Annotated in this window: 15 protein-coding genes and 1 riboswitch; of the genes, 3 read left to right on the top strand and 12 right to left on the bottom strand. The window is 74.8% G+C overall.

The genetic code is table 11. From position 1 onward, the window contains the following. Positions 1-6: 6 nt before the first annotated feature. From ACZ7LK_RS14525 to ACZ7LK_RS14510, 4 genes are all read right to left on the bottom strand, one after another. On the bottom strand, positions 7-627 hold the full coding sequence (locus tag ACZ7LK_RS14525) for an L-threonylcarbamoyladenylate synthase (protein WP_392273789.1): 621 nt from the start codon (positions 625-627) through the stop codon (positions 7-9). A 103-nt stretch (positions 628-730) separates the two neighbouring features. Continuing rightward, entirely contained in the window at positions 731-3,880 is a 3,150-nt protein-coding gene (locus tag ACZ7LK_RS14520; protein WP_471140774.1) for a patatin-like protein, read from the bottom strand. Positions 3,881-4,095: 215 nt separating this feature from the next. After that, positions 4,096-4,899, bottom strand: a complete 804-nt coding sequence (locus ACZ7LK_RS14515; protein ID WP_392273792.1) for an SGNH/GDSL hydrolase family protein — start codon at positions 4,897-4,899, stop codon at positions 4,096-4,098. Then, on the bottom strand, positions 4,886-5,458 hold the full coding sequence (locus ACZ7LK_RS14510; protein ID WP_392273793.1) for a PadR family transcriptional regulator: 573 nt from the start codon (positions 5,456-5,458) through the stop codon (positions 4,886-4,888). Before ACZ7LK_RS14510 ends, ACZ7LK_RS14515 begins: the two co-directional genes overlap by 14 nt. A gap of 91 nt (positions 5,459-5,549) precedes the next feature. On the opposite strand from ACZ7LK_RS14510, the gene ACZ7LK_RS14505 reads away from it, so the two are divergent. Beyond that, positions 5,550-5,990, top strand: coding sequence for a nuclear transport factor 2 family protein (locus tag ACZ7LK_RS14505; protein WP_392273794.1), 441 nt, complete (start codon positions 5,550-5,552; stop codon positions 5,988-5,990). Positions 5,991-6,120: 130 nt separating this feature from the next. Here the strand turns inward: ACZ7LK_RS14505 and ACZ7LK_RS14500 are convergent, their stop codons facing one another. The 5 genes from ACZ7LK_RS14500 to ACZ7LK_RS14480 all read right to left on the bottom strand — a co-directional run bounded on the left by ACZ7LK_RS14500 (position 6,121) and on the right by ACZ7LK_RS14480 (position 11,572). Further along, a complete protein-coding gene (locus ACZ7LK_RS14500) occupies positions 6,121-7,203 on the bottom strand; it encodes a hypothetical protein (RefSeq protein WP_471140770.1) in 1,083 nt (360 codons plus the stop codon). Between the two features lie 122 nt (positions 7,204-7,325). Then, entirely contained in the window at positions 7,326-8,213 is an 888-nt protein-coding gene (locus ACZ7LK_RS14495; RefSeq protein WP_471140767.1) for an ABC transporter ATP-binding protein, read from the bottom strand. Continuing rightward, positions 8,210-9,283, bottom strand: a complete 1,074-nt coding sequence (locus tag ACZ7LK_RS14490; RefSeq protein WP_469465240.1) for a FecCD family ABC transporter permease — start codon at positions 9,281-9,283, stop codon at positions 8,210-8,212. The genes ACZ7LK_RS14495 and ACZ7LK_RS14490 overlap by 4 nt, the downstream gene beginning before the upstream one ends. A gap of 23 nt (positions 9,284-9,306) precedes the next feature. After that, on the bottom strand, positions 9,307-10,404 hold the full coding sequence (locus ACZ7LK_RS14485) for an ABC transporter substrate-binding protein (protein WP_471140765.1): 1,098 nt from the start codon (positions 10,402-10,404) through the stop codon (positions 9,307-9,309). Positions 10,405-10,446: 42 nt separating this feature from the next. Beyond that, positions 10,447-10,607, bottom strand: a riboswitch (cobalamin riboswitch). A gap of 2 nt (positions 10,608-10,609) precedes the next feature. Then, the gene (locus ACZ7LK_RS14480; protein ID WP_471141550.1) at positions 10,610-11,572 is read right to left on the bottom strand and encodes a GlxA family transcriptional regulator; all 963 of its coding nucleotides are present in this window, start codon (positions 11,570-11,572) and stop codon (positions 10,610-10,612) included. A 170-nt stretch (positions 11,573-11,742) separates the two neighbouring features. Between ACZ7LK_RS14480 and ACZ7LK_RS14475 the strand changes: the two genes are divergently transcribed. Further along, complete coding sequence (locus ACZ7LK_RS14475; RefSeq protein WP_392273799.1) at positions 11,743-12,288, top strand: hypothetical protein; 546 nt, start codon at positions 11,743-11,745, stop codon at positions 12,286-12,288. Positions 12,289-12,339: 51 nt separating this feature from the next. On the opposite strand, the gene ACZ7LK_RS14470 is transcribed toward ACZ7LK_RS14475, so the two are convergent. Then, positions 12,340-13,542, bottom strand: a complete 1,203-nt coding sequence (locus ACZ7LK_RS14470; protein WP_471140760.1) for an erythromycin esterase family protein — start codon at positions 13,540-13,542, stop codon at positions 12,340-12,342. Between the two features lie 69 nt (positions 13,543-13,611). Here ACZ7LK_RS14470 and ACZ7LK_RS14465 point away from each other — a divergent pair, with 69 nt between their 5' ends. Continuing rightward, positions 13,612-14,358, top strand: a complete 747-nt coding sequence (locus ACZ7LK_RS14465) for a TioE family transcriptional regulator (RefSeq protein WP_471141547.1) — start codon at positions 13,612-13,614, stop codon at positions 14,356-14,358. An 11-nt stretch (positions 14,359-14,369) separates the two neighbouring features. Here the strand turns inward: ACZ7LK_RS14465 and ACZ7LK_RS14460 are convergent, their stop codons facing one another. Continuing rightward, complete coding sequence (locus ACZ7LK_RS14460; RefSeq protein WP_392273802.1) at positions 14,370-15,059, bottom strand: hypothetical protein; 690 nt, start codon at positions 15,057-15,059, stop codon at positions 14,370-14,372. Positions 15,060-15,502: 443 nt separating this feature from the next. Beyond that, positions 15,503-16,876 carry a diacylglycerol/lipid kinase family protein gene (locus tag ACZ7LK_RS14455; RefSeq protein ID WP_392273803.1) on the bottom strand — a complete coding sequence of 458 codons (1,374 nt, stop codon included), beginning with the start codon at positions 16,874-16,876 and terminating at the stop codon, positions 15,503-15,505. Between the last annotated feature and the right edge of the window lie 12 nt (positions 16,877-16,888).

The raw sequence follows: 16,888 nt of genomic DNA, 5'->3' as shown, positions 1-16,888 counted from the left end.
GCGGGGCTACTCGAAGCGCGACGGGTCGCCCGCCCCGCGGCGTACGATCTCCGCCTCGCCGCCGGAGAAGTCGACGACCGTGGTCGGCTCGGTGCCGCAGTCGCCCGAGTCGACCACGGCGTCCACGACGTGGTCGAGGCGCTCCTTGATCTCCCAGCCCTGGGTCAGCGGCTCCTCCTCGTCCGGCAGGAGCAGGGTGCTGGAGAGCAGCGGCTCACCGAGCTCGGCCAGCAGGGCCTGGGTGACCCCGTGGTCGGGGATCCGCACCCCGACCGTCTTCTTCTTCGGATGCATCAACTGGCGCGGCACCTCCTTCGTCGCGGGGAGGATGAAGGTGTAACTGCCGGGCGTCGCCGCCTTGATGGCCCGGAACACATCGTTGTCGACGTGCACGAACTGCCCCAGCTGCGCGAAGTTCTCGCACACCAGGGTGAAGTGGTGCCGGTCGTCGAGGTTCCGGATCGACCGGATCCGGCCGATGCCGTCACGGTTGCCGAGCTGGCACCCCAGGGCGAAACACGAGTCCGTCGGGTACGCGACGAGCGCGCCGGCACGGACGAGGTCGACCACACTGCTGATCGTGCGCCGCTGGGGATTCTCGGGGTGCACGTCGAAATACTTCGCCATCCGCCGAGCCTACGCGATCAGACCCCGGGCGGCCGTCCCCCGCCGCCGTCCGGGCCGCTCACGCCCCGCCGTTCCCGCACCCCGCCGTTCCCGCACCCGCCGTTCACGCACCCCGGGAGCGACCGCGCCGCCGGCCCGCCCGCCGGGCACCGGCGACCCACCAGCCCAGCAGCACGACCAGCAGCCCGACGAGCACCTTGGCCGCGAGGCCCCACAACACCTTCCCGGGGTCCTCGTGCCGGGACAGCTCCCACCAGGCGTACCCGGCGACCGCCAGGGCGGCGAGCACCGCCGCGCCGGCGAGCCTCCGGCCGACGCCCCGGGCCTCCCCGGTGCGCAACGCGGCGGCGGACGCACCCGCGAGCAGGACCAGCACACCCACGAGGGTGAACACCACCGGCATGCCCGGGACGAACAGCGACACGGCGAGCAGCACCCCACCGGTGGCCAGGGCGAGCTGCACCATCCGGTGGCCGAAGACACCGGGACGGGTGAGGAAGTGCACCATGGCCCACACCGTCAGCGTGTAGCCGCGCAGCGCGCCGGCCACCGTGGCCAGCGCCTTCACCCGTGACAGCCGCCCGAGGGAACCCACCGTGACGGCCGCGGTGTGGGCCGCCGTGTCGGCGAGCAGGTCGCCGCCCACCTCGTCGGCGATCCGCTGACCGCCGATCACCCGGGCGCCCTCCCACAGCTCCCACAGGGTCTCCGGCGGCAGATTCCCGCGCGCCGCCCTGATGGCCCGGGCGTCGTACTCGGCCAGCCACCGCGTACTGCCCACGGGCCGGCCCTCGCCCTCCGACCGCACCGCGTCCGCGAGCCGGTGCAGATCCTGCCGGAGCACCTGCGTCTGCGCCGCCCGAGTGACGGCCTCGACGCACAGCCGGAACCCCGGGTCGTCCTCCGGCCGGCCGGCCCCGGGCGACGGGGCGACGATCCGCTCCCTCACGAAGGCCGCGCACGGGGCGGCGTACCGCTCCTCCCAGATGCCCTCCAGCCACGCCCGGTCCGCCGCGTCGCGGGCGTCCACGGCGCAGGCACGGACCATCCCGGTGACCGCCTCCGCGGCGCTCTCCACGGTGGAGGCCCCCACCGCCCGACCGGTCGCCGCCCACACCTGCCGCAGCCGCTCGCCCGACAGCAGCGTCCGTACCAGATGGGCGGCGCCGTCCAGGCGCCCGTGGATCCAGTCGTTGACCCGCCACGACGCACGGTAGAAGGCACCGAAGTGGTGGAGCTGCTTGCCCGTCAACAGGTCGGGGCTGTGCGAGGAGAACTGGACCAGTTCGACCTCCTGCTCCACCTCGCGGTGCGCCCCCGCGTACGCGAGCTGGACGACGTCCAGGCGGAGCATCCGGGACAGGACCGCGTCCGGGTCGTCCCCCGCGAGCAGGTAGCCGGTCATGGCGCCGAGCCGTTCCCGTTCCGTGCCGTCGGGGTCGACCACCGGATTGTCCGTCGCGGCGATCCACCGGAGCGCCTCGGCGCAGCGGTGCAGACAGTCCGCCAGGCCCCGCGCCTGCGCGTAGCGCCGGGCGGGCCGGGAGACGGCGGCCGGCGACGGGGCGGCCGGACCGGGCGGTGCGTTCCAGGCGACGAGCGCGTCCCGCACGGCGGCCTCCAGACGCTGGACGGCGGCGGCGGTCGCCATGCCGTGACCGTCGTCCTCCCGGAGCGGGAGGGTCGTGGCGGACCAGTGGGCCCCGAGGTCGTCCCACTCCTCCTGGATCGTCTCGAACAGCCGGCCCGCCCGCTCCCGGCTCCGGACCACCGCCAGCCGCTCCGGCGAGCCCAGCGGTGCCAGCCACACGGCCCGCTTGAGGACGTCGACGGTCAGGTCACGCAGTCTGCGCACGGTCGACTGGCCCCAGTCCCAGGCGTCACCGGTGCGGGCCGCGGCCTCGCCGGGCGAGTCCCCGCGCGGGATGAACGAGTCCGGCCGTCCGCGCAGCTCCCACAGCACGGCGCGCAGGCATCCGACGACCTCCGTCTCGCTCCACCCGGACCGGGCGTCCGACCGCTGCCCCGCGGCCATCCAGCGGCCGATGGTCTCCGCCGCGTGCTGCACCCGCACTTCGAGATAGCCCTGCCAGGCCGCCTGGGAGAGCGGTTCGGCCGTCGTCGCCAGCGCGGCCGCGAACCTGTCCCGGGCCCGGCGCCGGAGGCGCACGTCCTCGTTGCGGGTCCGGATCTCCCGCAGCTCGCGCGAGACCGAGTCGGTGGACCTCAGCCGGCTGAGGACGCCCAGCAGGACCTCCGGGGCCGGTGGCAGCGGCTCCGGGGCGCCGTCCGGGCGCGCGGCGGCGGGGGCCTCCGGCTCCGCCTCGCCCGGGTCGGGGACCACGTAGGTGAGCAGCCGCCGTACCTGGAGCCGGGCGGGTTGGCGGTAGACCGCGTCCAGGGCCGGGCGGATCGGCTTGTTGAGGAGGACCCCGCCGTCCACGACGTACTGCGGCGTCCGGAAGTTGGCCCGTCCGGCCGAGGAGGGCCACGGGCCGTCCCCTGGACCGGGGTCCGCGGGCACGTCCACCCACTGCGGTTCGAATGCCGCCGGGAACGAGGACGAGCAGCGCGCCGCCACCGCGAGCCGGTCGACCACCGCGTCGTCGTCGAGGTCGCCCGTCCCGCCGGGCCGGCCGCCGTCCCCCGAGCCGAACAGGAACCGGGCGTCGTGGTCGACCTCCGTCAGCCGGACGCCCATGTCGTCACTGAAGGACGTCTCCCGCCCGCGCCACAGGGTGCCGGTGAGGACGAGTTCCACCGGCCGGTCCCGGCCCGGGCCCCCGGCGACGGCCGCACCACCGGTGCCGGCCGTCGCCGGCCGGGCGGTCTCCAGCACGTGCCGCAATGCCTTGCGGAGCTCGTCCAGGAAGTAGTCGCCCTTCAGCAGCGACGGCGGATCGCGGTGGAGCGGGTGCCGGAGCAGCGCCCCCAGCGCGCCCTTGTCCCGCCAAAGGTCGCCGATGGACGCGATGTCCCGCTCACGGGCGAGTCCGAGCGCCAGGAACGCCCCGTTGAGGCCGCCCGCCGACGTGCCGGCGATGACATCCACGCGGGCGTCGGCGTGCAGCAGGTCCAGCAACGGCCGGTAGACGGGCTCCGCCCAGCGGCGGGCCATGGCCAGGTGGTGCAGTTCGACGGCGACCCCGCCGATCCACACCGCCAGGCTCACCCCGCCGTTCATGACCACGGCGAGCCGGATGTCCTGGCGGTCGATGTCCTCGTCGCCGTCCGTCATGCCCTCATCCGTCATCCCCGTCATCCCGTCATCCCCGTTGTCCCGTTCTCCGGGTACGCGTGCGTCCGGTGGCCCTCCCAGCTCACCACGCGGGAGCGGGGGGACCACCGACCGCCGTCGGGGCAGCCGGGTGAACCTTCCCCGGTCGCAGCGGCGGGCCGGGAGGGTCGTGGCCGGCCGGGTGCCGGGTACGGGGCCGTGCCGGTTGGGCCGGTGGGCCGGGGGCCGTCTCAGGGCCGGGGCGTGTGCGGGTGCCCGGCGGGTTCCAGCGGCAGCAGCTCCGGCCGTTTGGCGGCGCGGCCGTCGCCGGACGAGCGCCCGCGCAGCCGCCGTCCGAGCCAGGGCCCCAGGAACTCGGCCGCCCAGCGCAGTTCGGCGCCCACGGCGTGCCAGGGTCCGGGCAGCGCGCGTGGGGGCAGCGGCCGCGCCCAGCCGTCGTCGCTCCCGGGCAGGCGCAGGGCGTGGGCGACGGCCGCCGCGATGCGTTCGTGGCCGAGCGGGCTCGCGTGGAGACGGTCCCCGGTCCAGAACCGTGGGTCGGTGCACACCGGCTGCCCACCGGTGTCGGCGACCGTGACGCCGTGCCGGGCGGCCGCGACGCGGACACGGGCGTTGAGGTCGAGGATCCGGGACCGCAACGGCCGGGCGATCGGCGCGATGCGGCCCAGGTCGGGGAAGGTCAGGGTCGCCACGCGGGCCCCGGTGGCGGACAGCGCGGCGAACACGTCCTCCAGGGTGCCGGCCACCTCCTGCGCGTCGAACCGCGGGCGCAGCAGGTCGTTGGCCCCGGCCACGACGGTGACCAGGTCGGGGCGGAGGGCCAGGGCGGGCGCCAGTTGCTCGTCGCGGACCTGGCCGGCGAGGCGTCCCCGTACCGCCAGGTTGGCGTACCGGAGCGCGGGGTCGACGGCCGTGAGCCGTTCGGCGAGCCGGTCGGCCCAGCCGCGCAGGCCCACCGTGTCGTCCCCGTCGCCCACCCCCTCCGTCATGCTGTCGCCCAGGGCGACGTACCGCAGGTACTCACCGTTCGGCATGAGCCGTGCTCCGCCTCTCCCGCAGGACGGCCGCGATCCGCAGGCACCAGTCCCGGTGCTCCCGCTCGAAGGCGAGACCGCGCAGACAGGTGAGGTACGGCCCGATCCGTTCGCCCCGGAGCAGGAACTCGTCCTCGTCGGCGTCGCCGCGCATCCGGCGCAGCAGCCCGTCCAGGAGATCGATCTTGGCCTCGGCCGCGGCGGCCCTCTCCTCGAGCTGCCCGATCACCGGCGCGGTGCCGATGCGGTCGGCGGCCTGGACCTTGACGAGCAGATCGTCGCGGATGAACGAGGGCTTCGACGCGGCGGCGGCGAACCGTTCCAGCTCGGCGCGGCCCGCGTCGGTCACCCGGAAGACGCGCTTGTTGGGCCGGGATTCCTGGACCACCTGCCGGCCGGCGACGAAGCCCTCCTTCTCCAGCCGGGCCAGTTCGGCGTAGAGCTGCTGGGGCAGGGCGTGCCAGAAGTTGGCCACACCGATGTCGAACGCCTTCGCGAGCTGGTAGCCGCTGAACTCGCCGTCCAGCAGCGCCGCCAGTACGGCGTGTCGCAAGGCCATGGCGGGCGTACCCCCTTCCCCTTCGTCGTCCGTCCCGGCATCATACTCAAAAAAGTGACTAGTCACATTGTTGAGTACGAAGGAGAGGTCCATGGACAAGACCGCCGACGACTTCCGCACCGCGGTGGAGGAGCGCGACCTCGACGCGCTGGGAGAGCTGTTCACCGACGACATCCGCCTCAACAGCCCGGTCAAGTTCACCCCCTTCGAGGGCAAGCCCATGGTCCTGGGACTCTTCGGCGTCCTGGTGCGCACCTTCGAGGACTTCCGTTACGTCGGGCACTTCGAGGGGGCGGCATCCGGCACCGACGGTGACGAGGATCCCGCGGTGGTGATGCCGTTCCGCGCCACGGTGCGGGGCAGGGAGATCCACGGCATCGACCTGCTGCACCTCGACGGTGCGGGCCGGATCAAGGAGTTCACGGTGATGGTCCGCCCGCAGTCCGCCGTGCAGGCGCTGGGGGAGGCGGTGCTGGACGGGCTGGTCGCCGACGGCCTCGTACCGCCGGCGGGCCGGCCCGGAGGCGCATGACCGTGTGGTCGTGTGACCGTTGAGTCCAGGGGCGGGATGACGGGACCCGGGGGGCGAGAGTGGGGGAGCGGGCGTCCCGGCGGCAGGTGGGGGCCGCCGGGACGGGGCCACATGGTGCGGGTACCGACGGTCAGTTGGCCGGTGCCTGGTACAGGCCGCGACCGGCGCGACGGGCGCGGGAGGTCGCGACGAGCCGGTCGAGGGTGCTGCGCACGGTGTTGATGGCACCGGTGCTGACGTCGCGGCCGAGCTCCTTCGCGACGTCACGGGCACGGAGGGGCTTGTCGCTGTTGCGGGCGAGGACGGCGGCGACCTGTTCGGTCAGACCGCTCCCGTCGGTGGCGGGGGACTCCTTGGCCGCCGCGGGCTTCGCGGCCGCGGCCGGCTTGGTGGCCGTCGCCGGCTTCGTGGCCTTCGTGGTCTTCGGCGCCTTGGCGGTCCTGGCGGCCTTGGCGGTCTTCGCCGGGGCGGCGGTCTTGGCCGTGGTGGCCTTCTCCGCGGTCGACTTGGCCGTGGTGGTCTTGGCGGTGGTGGTCTTCTCGGCGGTCGGCTTGGCGGTGGAGGCCTTCTCCGTGGCGGCCTTCTTCGCCGGAGCGGAACGCTTGGCCGTGGCGGCCTTCCTGGCCGGGCGGGACGCGGCGGAGGGCTTGGCCGGCTTCTTGGCCGGGCTCTTGCGTCCGGCGGCGGAGGTGCGCGGCGTGCGCTGTGCCGGAACGGTCTCCGCCGCGACCGCCACCGGCTCGGGAGCGGGCTCCCGCGCCGGCGCCTCCTCCGCGGTCTCCGGTGCCTCATTCTCCTGCGCCTCGGGCGCCGGTGCGCCGGTTTCGGGTGCGCCGGCCTCCTCCGCCTCCGCCTGCTGCGGCTCCTGAACCCGCTCCGGCTCCGGAGCCTGCTCCGGCTCCTGAACCCGCTCCTCGTCGGACTCCTGCTCCGTTGCGGTGGCCGCCGGGGTCTCCTCGGCCGCCGGGGTGGCCTCGGTGGTGGCTGCCTCCTCCTCCGTACCGGCCGGTGCTTCGGTGCGCGGTGCCGGGACCGCCGCGGTGGACAGTGCCTCCAGCGCGGTCAGCGCGCTGCGCACGGACTCCAGCCGCTCGGTGACGGCGGCGAGGTCCTTCTCCAGTGCCTGCTGGTGCTGCTCCAACTGGGGGAGTTCATCCCTCAGCAGGGCGGTGGTCGCTTCGATGCTGTCCGATGCGGTGGCCGGAATGGGCACGTGTCCTCCTGCTGGTTCATGGCGTTTGCGAAGAGTGGGGACTGTGCCGAAGGGTACGGCCGTCGCGTTGTGTCAAGCAAACAAGCGCGGTTTCCCGGGCCGGCCCTCCAACCGCCATGCCGTCACCCCTCTTTCGGGCTTGCCGGAGCAACTGTTGTGTCCGGCGGTTCCGTTGGGATGAGGACACCGCTCGCGGCCGGCTCGCCCGCCGGTGGTTCGCCCGCCGCCGGTGGTACGTCCCCGGGCAGGAAGGTGACGTGCGGGGCCCCCGTCCGGGGATGCACGACCACCTCACCCGTCACTCCGTACACCTCGGCGAGCAGGCGCGGTGTGAGCACCTCGCCCGGCGGACCCCAGGCCACCACCTCGCCGTCCCGCAGCACATGGAGGCGGTCGCAGTAGTAGGCGGCCAGGTTGAGGTCGTGCAGGGCGACCAGGACCGTGGCCGGCAGCCGGCGCAGCACCCCCAGTACGTCGAGCTGGTGACGCACGTCGAGGTGGTTGGTCGGCTCGTCCAGGACGATCAGGGACGGCTGTTGTGCCAGCGCCCGGGCGATCAGCACGCGCTGCCGCTCGCCGCCGGAGAGCCGGTCGAAGGGGCGGTCCGCGAGCTCCGCCGCGTCGACCGACGCCAGCGACGACGCGACCAGCAGTGCGTCCTCCGCCGTGTCTCCGTCGAACAGCCGCTTGTGGGGGGTGCGGCCCATGGCCACCACCTCGCGCACCGTCAGGTCGAAGTCGGCGCCCGGTTCCTGCATCACCACGGCCATGGTGCGGGCCAGCCGCCGCGCGGACAGGGACCGGACGTCGGTCCCGTCCACACGCACGCTGCCGGTGCCGGGCCGCAGCACCCGGTACACCGCGCGCAACAGGCTGGACTTCCCACTGCCGTTGGGACCCACGAGCCCGATCACCTCACCGGGCCCGGCGCTCAGCGTGACGTCCCGCACCAGCCGGCGGGCGCCGGCGGTCAGCGTGAGGCCCTCCACGGAAAGACGGTCGGTGCTCATGCCACTCCTCGATCGGTGGTCCGCCGGGCGTCCCGGCGCATCAGCCACAGGAAGAACGGTCCACCGCACAGTGCGGTCAGGACGCCGACGGGGATCTCCATGGGCGCGGCGACCGTCCGGGCCGCGACGTCGGCCCAGACGAGGAACACCGCTCCCGCCAGCGCCGCGGTCGGCAGCACCCGCCGGTGGTCGCCCCCGACGAACAGACGCACCACGTGCGGCAGCATCAGCCCCACGAAACCGATCGGTCCGGTCGCCGCGACCAGGACACCGGTGACGAGGGACAACAGGACGAACATCCGGACCCGGAAACGCGGCACGTCCAGCCCCATGGTGGTGGCGGCCTCCTCGCCCGCCAGCAGCAGGTTCAGCGAACGCGCCTGCACCAGCAGCACCCCGATACCCAGCAGCAACGCCGCCGCCGGCAACCACAACGTCGCCCAGCGGACCCCACCGAGCCCCCCGAGCGTCCAGGCGAGGACCTCCCGCGCCTGGTTGCCCCGGTCGGCGGTCAGCAGCAGCAGATCCGTCACCGCGGTGAGGACCGAGGCGACCGCCACGCCCGCCAGCACCAGCCGGACCGATGTGATCCGCCCCCCGGCGCGGGCCGTGGTGTACACGAGCAGCAGGGTCACCAGGGCCCCGGCGAACGCCGACACCGACAGCGACACCGCCCCGAAGAGACCGGCGCCCGACACGATCACGGCCACCGCGCCGAGGGACGCCCCGGAGGACACGCCCAGCAGGTACGGCTCCGCCAGCGGATTGCGCACCAGGGCCTGCATGGCCGTGCCCACCACCGCCAGCCCGGAGCCGGTCACCGCCCCGAGGAGGACGCGGGGTGCCCGTACGTCCAGCACGATCGTCTCGCGCGCACGGGACCACGCCGGCTCCTCGGGTCCGGCCCCCAGGGCGTGCGCCACGATGCCCCACACCTCCCCGGGCGGTACGCGCACCGAACCGATGGCCAGCCCCGCCGTCACCGACAGCAGCAGGAGCACACCGAGCACCACCAGCGAACTCGCGAACGCCCTCCGCCCCCTCGGCGCGCGGGCCGGCGCGCCCGTCACGGCACGGGCCGGCGCGGCGGCCGTCACCGGAAGCGCTCGGGGTGCAGGGCGCGGGCCAGGTCCTCGACGGCGTACGGAGGACGCACACCGACGAGGGTCGCGGTGAGCGGCAGGACCACGAACCGCCGGTTCTTGACGGCGGGCACATCGGCCAGCGCCGGCTGCGAGAGCAGGTACCGCTTCTTCTGCTCCACGCTCCCCGAGCCGCGGTAGTCGTAGATCGCGATCACCTCGGGCCGGCGGGCGACCACCTGCTCCCAGGACACGTCACCGAACACGGCGTCCAGATCCGCGAACACGTTGCGTCCGCCGGCCAGGCGGATGATCTCGCTGCCCAGGCCCTTGCCGCCCGCGGTGAACGCGGACTTGTCCCCGCTGTCGTAGACGAACACCGGCACCGCCGGCGCGCCCTCGACCGCCTCGCCGGTGGCACGGATGCGCCGCTTCAGCCCCGCGATCAGGGCGTCGGCCCGTTCCGGCACTCCGAAGATGGTGCCGATGGTGCGGATCTCGTCGTAGGTGTCGTCCATCGACACCCGGTCCTTGCCGCAGTACTCGCGGTTGAGGTACGTGTCGATGCCGGCGTCGGCGAACGCCTTGCGGGACCGCCCCTCGTTCTCGGCGAACGCGCTGCCGTAGCCGCCGTACACGAAGTCGGGCTCGGCCTCCAGGACGGTCTCGAAGGACGGCTCCTTGTCGGCCAGTCGCGGGACGGCCTCGAAGTCCTTCCGGTACGCGGGCAGGACGGCCGAGTCGGGGAAGGCGGTGCCGGCCATCCGGTCCTTCAGCCCGAGGGCGAGCATCAGTTCGGCGGGGTGCTGGTGGATGGTGACCACCCGGGAGGGTGGTTCGTCGTACGTGGTGCTGACGCCGCAGTTGTCGACCGTGACGGGGAAGCCCCGCACGGAGGTGGCCGTGGTGCGCCGGCCGCCGTCGCCGCCCTGTGCGCCGGCGCCGCACCCGCTCAGCAGGGCGGCGGTCAGGACGGTGGAGAGGGCCACGGCCGCCGCCCGCCACCGCGGGGCGCGGCGGGGCTCCGGGACGCGGGGCCGCGGCACGGGCCGACGGGTGGGCGGCAGGGACGGGAAGGGACAAAAGGGACGGTGCGTGCCGTCGTCCACGTGAAGCCTCCTGAGGAGTCCGCGCTCCTTTGGATCGGGCCCGCGACAGGCCAGTGTCCTGACTCCCGGATCGACGTTCCCCCGGCCTTCCCGCGCGGTGTGCGCAGTGGCCTCCTCGAGGGGTCCACTCCCCGGTCACAGTGGCGGGACCGTGCCGGATTCGCACCGGCTTCCTGTCTCCCGTCGCGGTGATGACCGGACGATCCTACGGGGCGGACGAGCGCGGGTTCCGGGTGGCCCGGTAGCGCGAGGGCGAGATCCCGTACCGGCCGGTGAACGCCTGGCGGAGCGCTTCGGCGGTGCCGAAGCCGCACCGGGCCGCCACGCCCGCCATCGGCAGGGTGGTCGACGCCAGCAGATGGGCGGCGGCCTCGACGCGGGCCAGCCGGACGTACCGCCCTGGTGCCTGCCCGAGGTGGTCCGTGAACAGCCGCGTGAGGTGACGTGGCGTCACCCCGGCGCGGCGGGCCAGTGTCACCGTGCGCAGGTCGCCGTCCGGGTGGGCGGTGACGTACTCGACGAGGGTGCGCACCAGCGCGTTGCGGGGCGGGGGAGCGGCGGTGAACAGGCTCATCTGCGCCTGGTTGCCGGGCCGTTGCAGATACACCACCAGATCGCGGGCGACCTGGCGGGCCAGTTCGGGGCCGTGGTCCTCCTCGATGAAGGCCAGCGTCAGGTCCAGCGCGCTGGTGACGCCCGCCGCGGTGTACACGTTCCCGTCGCGTACGTAGATGGGCGTGGGGTCCACCGTGACCTCGGGGTGCCGGGCGGCGATCCGGGACGCGAACCGCCAGTGGGTGGTGGCGCGCCGGCCGTCCAGCAGCCCGGCCGCGGCCAGGACGCCCGCTCCGGTGCACACCGACGCCACCCGCCGGCTCACCTCCGCCAGCCGGCGGACGTGCCCCACGAGCCGGGGATCGGCGGCCGCCCGCTCGAAACCCGAACCGCCCGACACGATCAGGGTGTCCAGCGGTCCCACGAGCCGTTCGAGCGACTCCTGGCAACTGAGGCTCAGCCCCGAGTCGCAGACGACCGGCCCGCCGCCCGGGCCGGCCACCCGCACCCGGTACGGCGGGTCCGGCGCACCGACCCGGTTGGCCATGGCCAGCCCGGTGGTCACGCACGCGATGTCCAGCAGCTCGGTCGCCTCGTAGCCGACGACCACCATCAGCCGTTCCGTCGCGGGGCGGCGCCCCGTGAGCCGTTCCCCCATGGGCCGACCCTATGCCGGAAGGACCGGTACCCCAAGGCCACGGACATCGGTGCCGCCGCGCGGTGCGATCCGGCCGGAGCGTGCCGGACAGTGGACGGACCGCCCCTTCGCTCCCGGGAGACGCCATGACGATCCGCTCCACGCGGCCCGGCCGTGACCACGGCACGGGCCCCACGCCGGCCGGGCGCGCCGGCCCGGCGCCGATCTCCCGGCGCGCCACGGACACGCCGGGCACGACGGGCGTCCGGCGTGGGGGCGGTGCGTCCGGTGCGCTGCGGGCCCTCGGCCACCGGTGGCCCACCCTCCTGGCGGTCGCCGTGGTGGTGGCCACCTTCGGCGACGGTGTACCGCCCCGGGAAGTGCTGGCGGGCCTCCTCGCCGTCATGGTCCCGTGCTACCTGGTCTTCGGCGTGGTGCGTGGGGAGTTGCGCCGGCCGTCGGGCGTCCTGGCCCTCCAGCTCACCGGCCTGGCCGGCTTCACGGCCGTGAGCGCGGCCGCGCTCGCCGTCGACGGCACCCTCGGTCTGTACGTCGTCGCCGCCGGCTGGCTGGCCCACGGCGTCTGGGACTTCGCGCACCACCGGACCGGCCGGGTCGTCCCCCGCGCCTGGTCGGAATGGTGCTGTGTGGTCGACGTGCTGGGCGCGGTGGCGATCGTCCTGCTGGCCTAGGTCGTGTCCGGCCGATCATGCCGGGCTCACGACGCGTGCGCGGTGCACGTCCTACCTCCGTGCCATGTCCTTCACGAACACGAGCGCGTCCGGGTCGGACACGTGTGCCGGGTCGAGGGGGGCGTAACCGAACCACGGTGACACCCGGGGCGCGGGAGGCGTGTCCCCGAGGGCGGTGGTTAGTTGTGCGGTGTCGACGACGCAACGGTCACCCGGCAGCCCGTACAGCAGTCCCTCGACGGTGTCCGGCGGCGGAGCGTCCACACCCTGGTGCCGGATCGTGCCGAGGGCCGTTGCCACGAAGGCGTACTCCGCGCCGAGCCGCGCGTCGGCCAGGGCGCCGGCGCCCCACCACTCCAGGGGCGCGCCGCCCATCCGCATCGAGCTCTTCCGGCGCTGGAGGTGGGAGTTGTGGGCGTGCACCAGGGTGGGCCCGCGTTCCGCGAGGGCGAGGAGATTGTGGGCCATCATCCGGTCCCGCTGGGCGACCAGCCGGGTCAGACGGCTCGGCGAGGGGTCGGCCATCCAGTGGTGGTAGCCCAGCAGCCCGGTGGCGGTGCGACCGTGCAGACGTGCCCGGTCCCAGTCGTCCCGCGAGGTCGCCGCGATCAGGTGCGGCGTCTGCGCGTCGAGCAGCGCCACCAGGTCGTCGGCGAGGAGGCGCAGTTCCCCGGCCTCGGCCGACCGTCCCACCGACCGGGCCGGGTCCCTCATCGCGGCCGGCTCGGTCCACCGGTCGTCGGGGCCGAGCAGCCGGTCCAGCGTCGGCATGGTGCAGGGCAGCAGGTCCGGCTCCACCCATGCCGCCAGATAGTGGTGCAGCGCGGTGAGCGCGCGGCGGGGGCCGGCGGCGGCGGCGATCTCCAGGGGGCCGTCGAAGCCGGCGAAGCGGACCCGCTCGGACGGGGGCCGGCCCTCGTTGTGGGCCCGCAGGCGGCGTACCAGCTCGCGGTTGCCCGCGTAGGCGCCCCAGCCGTGGCTGAATCCGTGCTCCATGACGTCGTCGAGGGTGCCCGTGCCCCGGGTGAGGTGGTCGTCCACGACCAGCCCCCGCAGACAGTCGGTCTCGATCGCGACGGTCCGGTAGCCCTCCTCCTCGACCAGTTGCAGGAAGAGTTCGTTGCGCACCTCCAGCAGGGTCTCCTCTCCGTGGGTGGGTTCTCCCAAGGCCAGCAGCCGTGGCCGGGCGGGGAGCAGCTTCATGACGGACGCGGCGTCGACGGCATGGACGGCGTTCGTGAGGTCGGTAGCCATGCCTTCAACGGTATCGTTGAACCTTCGGTGGAAACTTTGGCCGTACGAGGGCGGAAAAGCGGGGCGGGCATGGGGGAAAAGTCTCAAACAGAGGGTCGGCTCAGGCCGGTAGACCTGGCACGCCGGCACGGTCTGTCCACCCAGGCGGTGCGCAACTACGAGGAGGCCGGCATCCTTCCGCCCGCCGACCGGACCCCGAACGGCTACCGCACCTACACCGCGCTGCACGCGCGGGCCCTGCGCGCGTTCCTCACCCTGGTGCCCGGCCACGGCCACCGGACGGCGGCGGCCGTCATGCGGGCGGTCAACGAGGGCGCCGACGAGGAGGCGTTGCGCCTGATCGACGAGAGCCACGCGCTGCTGCTGGAGGACCGGCGCACCCTCCAGGCCGTGGAGCAGGCCCTCCGTGACCTGGCGTCCCCCGGGACGCCCGCGCCCCGCCCGGTGGCGCGGGTGCCGGGTGGCACCTTCATCGGCCCGCTGGCCGCCGAGCTCGGCATCCGCCCGGCGACGCTGCGGAAATGGGAGCGGGCGGGGCTGGTGCGCCCGCGCCGCGACCCCGTGACCGGCTACCGCGTCTACGACGAGGCGGACGTACGGGACGCCCGGCTGGCCCACCAGCTCCGGCGGGGCGGTCACCCGCTGGAGCGGATCGCCCCCTTGATCGCCCAGGTGCGGACGGCCGGCGGACTGGAGCCGCTGGAGGCCGCGCTGGGCGAATGGCGCGCCCGGCTGTCCGCCCGTGGGCGCGCCATGCTGGCGGGGGCCGCCGCACTGCACGCGTACCTCGGCGAACACGACATGGGGGAAAGGTGACGCGCGGGGCGTCAGTTGGCGGTGTTCAGATGCAGCCAGGCGCTGAGCGCCGCGTGCAGTTCCACCACGTCCTGGCGGGGAAGGCTCTCGCCGGCCCGGCCCACGTGCAGTCGGACGTGGTCGGCGGTGACGGTGTAGCCGACGGCCAGGCGGGGCGAGGAGCTGACGGCCGAGCCGCCGGCCAGGACGCGCCGCAGGGCCGCCACCCGCAGCGGCAGCCGCGCCGCGGGGCGGGCGATGGCCGGGCGGTCGGGGCGCCGGGGCAGGAACGGCGCGCCGATGGTGGTGTAGAAGTCGTCGATGGCCCGCTCCAGGCCGTCGCGCGACGCGGCGGGCGCGGCGCCGTCGAACGCCCGGAACAGCGCCGGCCAGGGAGGTTCCCGGTCGTGGCGCTTGCCGGGGGCGGGCTGCGACGCCGGTTCCTCCAGATCGAGCCGTACGCACGCGCCGGGGACCAGCTCGTGTACGTACCCCCTGGCCATGTAGCGGGTGCGCAGGCTCCGTAGCTGGCCCATCTGCCGGTGGACGGCGTTCTGGCCGACCGGCCGGTCCGGGCGGGAGGCCCGGCCGACGGCGCCGTACGGGCCGTGGGCCCGGTGCAGCCGCCCCGACTCCGTCACCACCACCGTCGCGTGCCGGGTGCCGTTCCCCAGCCGAAAACCCACCACCGTGAGCATCTCCGCCCCTTCCCGCGTCCGCACGCCACCGACGCTACCGGCAGCGCCCGCTCCGCGTGGCCCGATACGGGGGACCCCGCCCGCGCGGGACCAGAGGAACCGATTCACCACCGGCACCACCCCGCCCGGCGCCTCCCTCGCCAGAAACCCGTGCCCGGACCGGGGCCCGTGCCCGGACCGGGGCCCGCGCCCGGACCGGGGCCCGTGCCCGGACCGGGGCCCGTGCCCGGACCGGGACCCGCGCCCCGGACCGGGACCCGCGCCCCGGACCCACGCCCGGGACCCGCGCCCGGGACCCACGCCTGGGACCCCCGCCCCGGACCCACGCCTGGGACCCACGCCCGGGACCCACGCCTGGGACCCACGCCCGGGACCCGCGCCCCGGACCCACGCCTGGGACCCGCGCCCCGGACCGTCGCCCGGGGCCCGCTGCCAGAGCCCCGCGGTGGGAGGGCTAGGCGGGGCGGCTAGGCGGGGCGGCCGGGTCCGGCGGTGGGGCGGCGGGTGACCGCGGTGCGGCCCACCGCGGCGGCCAGCTTGCGCAGCCTGCGCCAGTCGAGCGGGGGCGGGGCCTGCGGCACACCGGGCCGCACCCGCGGTACCCGGACCCGCAGTGCCCTGGGCGCGACGCGGCAGTGGACCGGGGCGGGCAGGACGAAGGCCTCCCCGTCGATGCCCGCGTCGACGGCCGGGTGGTCGGCGTCGACGACCACCTCACGGGCTGTCAGCACCGTCAGCCCGCTCGCCTCCGGGTCGAGCAGCAGACCGGCGGCCTCCGCCGCGCTGTCCACCCGGAGGCCCAGGACGCCGAGGACACCGGAGTCCAGCCGCTCACGGCGGCCCAGCCCGGTCGCATCGCCCCGCCGGTAGGGGTTGTTGCTCACCAGCACCGCCTGCGGGTCGGTGAGCGTGGTGTCCCCGGCGCGGGCGGTGAGCCTCGGACCGCTCTGCCGGGTCAGCAGATCGGGCAGCAGCTCCAGCGCCGTGCCGACCTTGTCGTCCCGGTAGGCGGGGCTCTGCACGACCGTCCCGTAGACACCGAAGGACACGTTGTTCACGAAGGGGTGGCCGCCGGCGAAGCCCAGGTCCACACGCACCTCGACGCCGTCGGTGAGCGCGTCCAGACAGGCGGCCGGGTCGTCCCGGTCGAGCCCCAGGTCCATCGCGAAGTGGTTGCGGGTGCCGGCGGACACGACCAGGAACGGCAGGCCGTGCTCGGCGGCGACCGCGGCCACCAGTGCCTGCGTGCCGTCGCCGCCGGCCACACCCAGCAGGTCGGCACCGTCGGCGACCGCCCGCCGGGCCAGCTCCGAGACGTCCTGGGGCCGCTCCGGGTCGAGCAGCACCACCCGCGCCCCCAGCCGTTCGGCCTTCTCCACCAGGCCGAACCGTGCCACCTTGGCACCGCCGGAGCGCGGGTTCATCACGAGGAACGGCCGCCGCGGCGGCGGGGTGCGGTACTCCTTGATCCGTACCGGCCGCAGCCCCGTGCTGCGCAGCGCGTACCGTCCGGTCCAGACGGCCAGCCCCCACAGCAGCAGGGAGAGGCCGACCACCCACAGCAGATTGGCCGCCGCGAACATCGCCACGACCGCGACCGGCGCGGCGGCCGTCAGCACGGTGGCCGCCACGCGGGCGGGACCGCGCCGCGTCAGCGTCCACCACAGGCCGGACACCGTCACGGCCGCGCCCGCCGCCCCCACCAGGAGCAGCAGGACGCCGCCGATGCCCCCGTACAGCAGCGGCAGCAGCGCGGCCAGCGTCACCGACGTCAGCGACGCCCTGGCCGACCACCGCTGCTTCCGATGGGCCCGCTCGCTCGCGTGCCACCCGACCGCCATGGGTCCTCCCCT

The organism is Streptomyces sp. NPDC039423, assembly GCF_055598725.1.
This window is presented reverse-complemented; position numbering and strand designations above follow the sequence as displayed.

Coding starts and splice junctions, on each gene's coding strand:
- ACZ7LK_RS14525 (WP_392273789.1), bottom strand. CDS start 627: ATGGCGAAGTATTTCGACGTGCACCCCGAGAATCCCCAGCGGCGCACG.
- ACZ7LK_RS14520 (WP_471140774.1), bottom strand. CDS start 3,880: ATGACGGATGAGGGCATGACGGACGGCGACGAGGACATCGACCGCCAG.
- ACZ7LK_RS14515 (WP_392273792.1), bottom strand. CDS start 4,899: ATGCCGAACGGTGAGTACCTGCGGTACGTCGCCCTGGGCGACAGCATG.
- ACZ7LK_RS14510 (WP_392273793.1), bottom strand. CDS start 5,458: ATGGCCTTGCGACACGCCGTACTGGCGGCGCTGCTGGACGGCGAGTTC.
- ACZ7LK_RS14505 (WP_392273794.1), top strand. CDS start 5,550: ATGGACAAGACCGCCGACGACTTCCGCACCGCGGTGGAGGAGCGCGAC.
- ACZ7LK_RS14495 (WP_471140767.1), bottom strand. CDS start 8,213: ATGAGCACCGACCGTCTTTCCGTGGAGGGCCTCACGCTGACCGCCGGC.
- ACZ7LK_RS14480 (WP_471141550.1), bottom strand. CDS start 11,572: ATGGTGGTCGTCGGCTACGAGGCGACCGAGCTGCTGGACATCGCGTGC.
- ACZ7LK_RS14475 (WP_392273799.1), top strand. CDS start 11,743: ATGACGATCCGCTCCACGCGGCCCGGCCGTGACCACGGCACGGGCCCC.
- ACZ7LK_RS14470 (WP_471140760.1), bottom strand. CDS start 13,542: ATGGCTACCGACCTCACGAACGCCGTCCATGCCGTCGACGCCGCGTCC.
- ACZ7LK_RS14465 (WP_471141547.1), top strand. CDS start 13,612: ATGGGGGAAAAGTCTCAAACAGAGGGTCGGCTCAGGCCGGTAGACCTG.
- ACZ7LK_RS14455 (WP_392273803.1), bottom strand. CDS start 16,876: ATGGCGGTCGGGTGGCACGCGAGCGAGCGGGCCCATCGGAAGCAGCGG.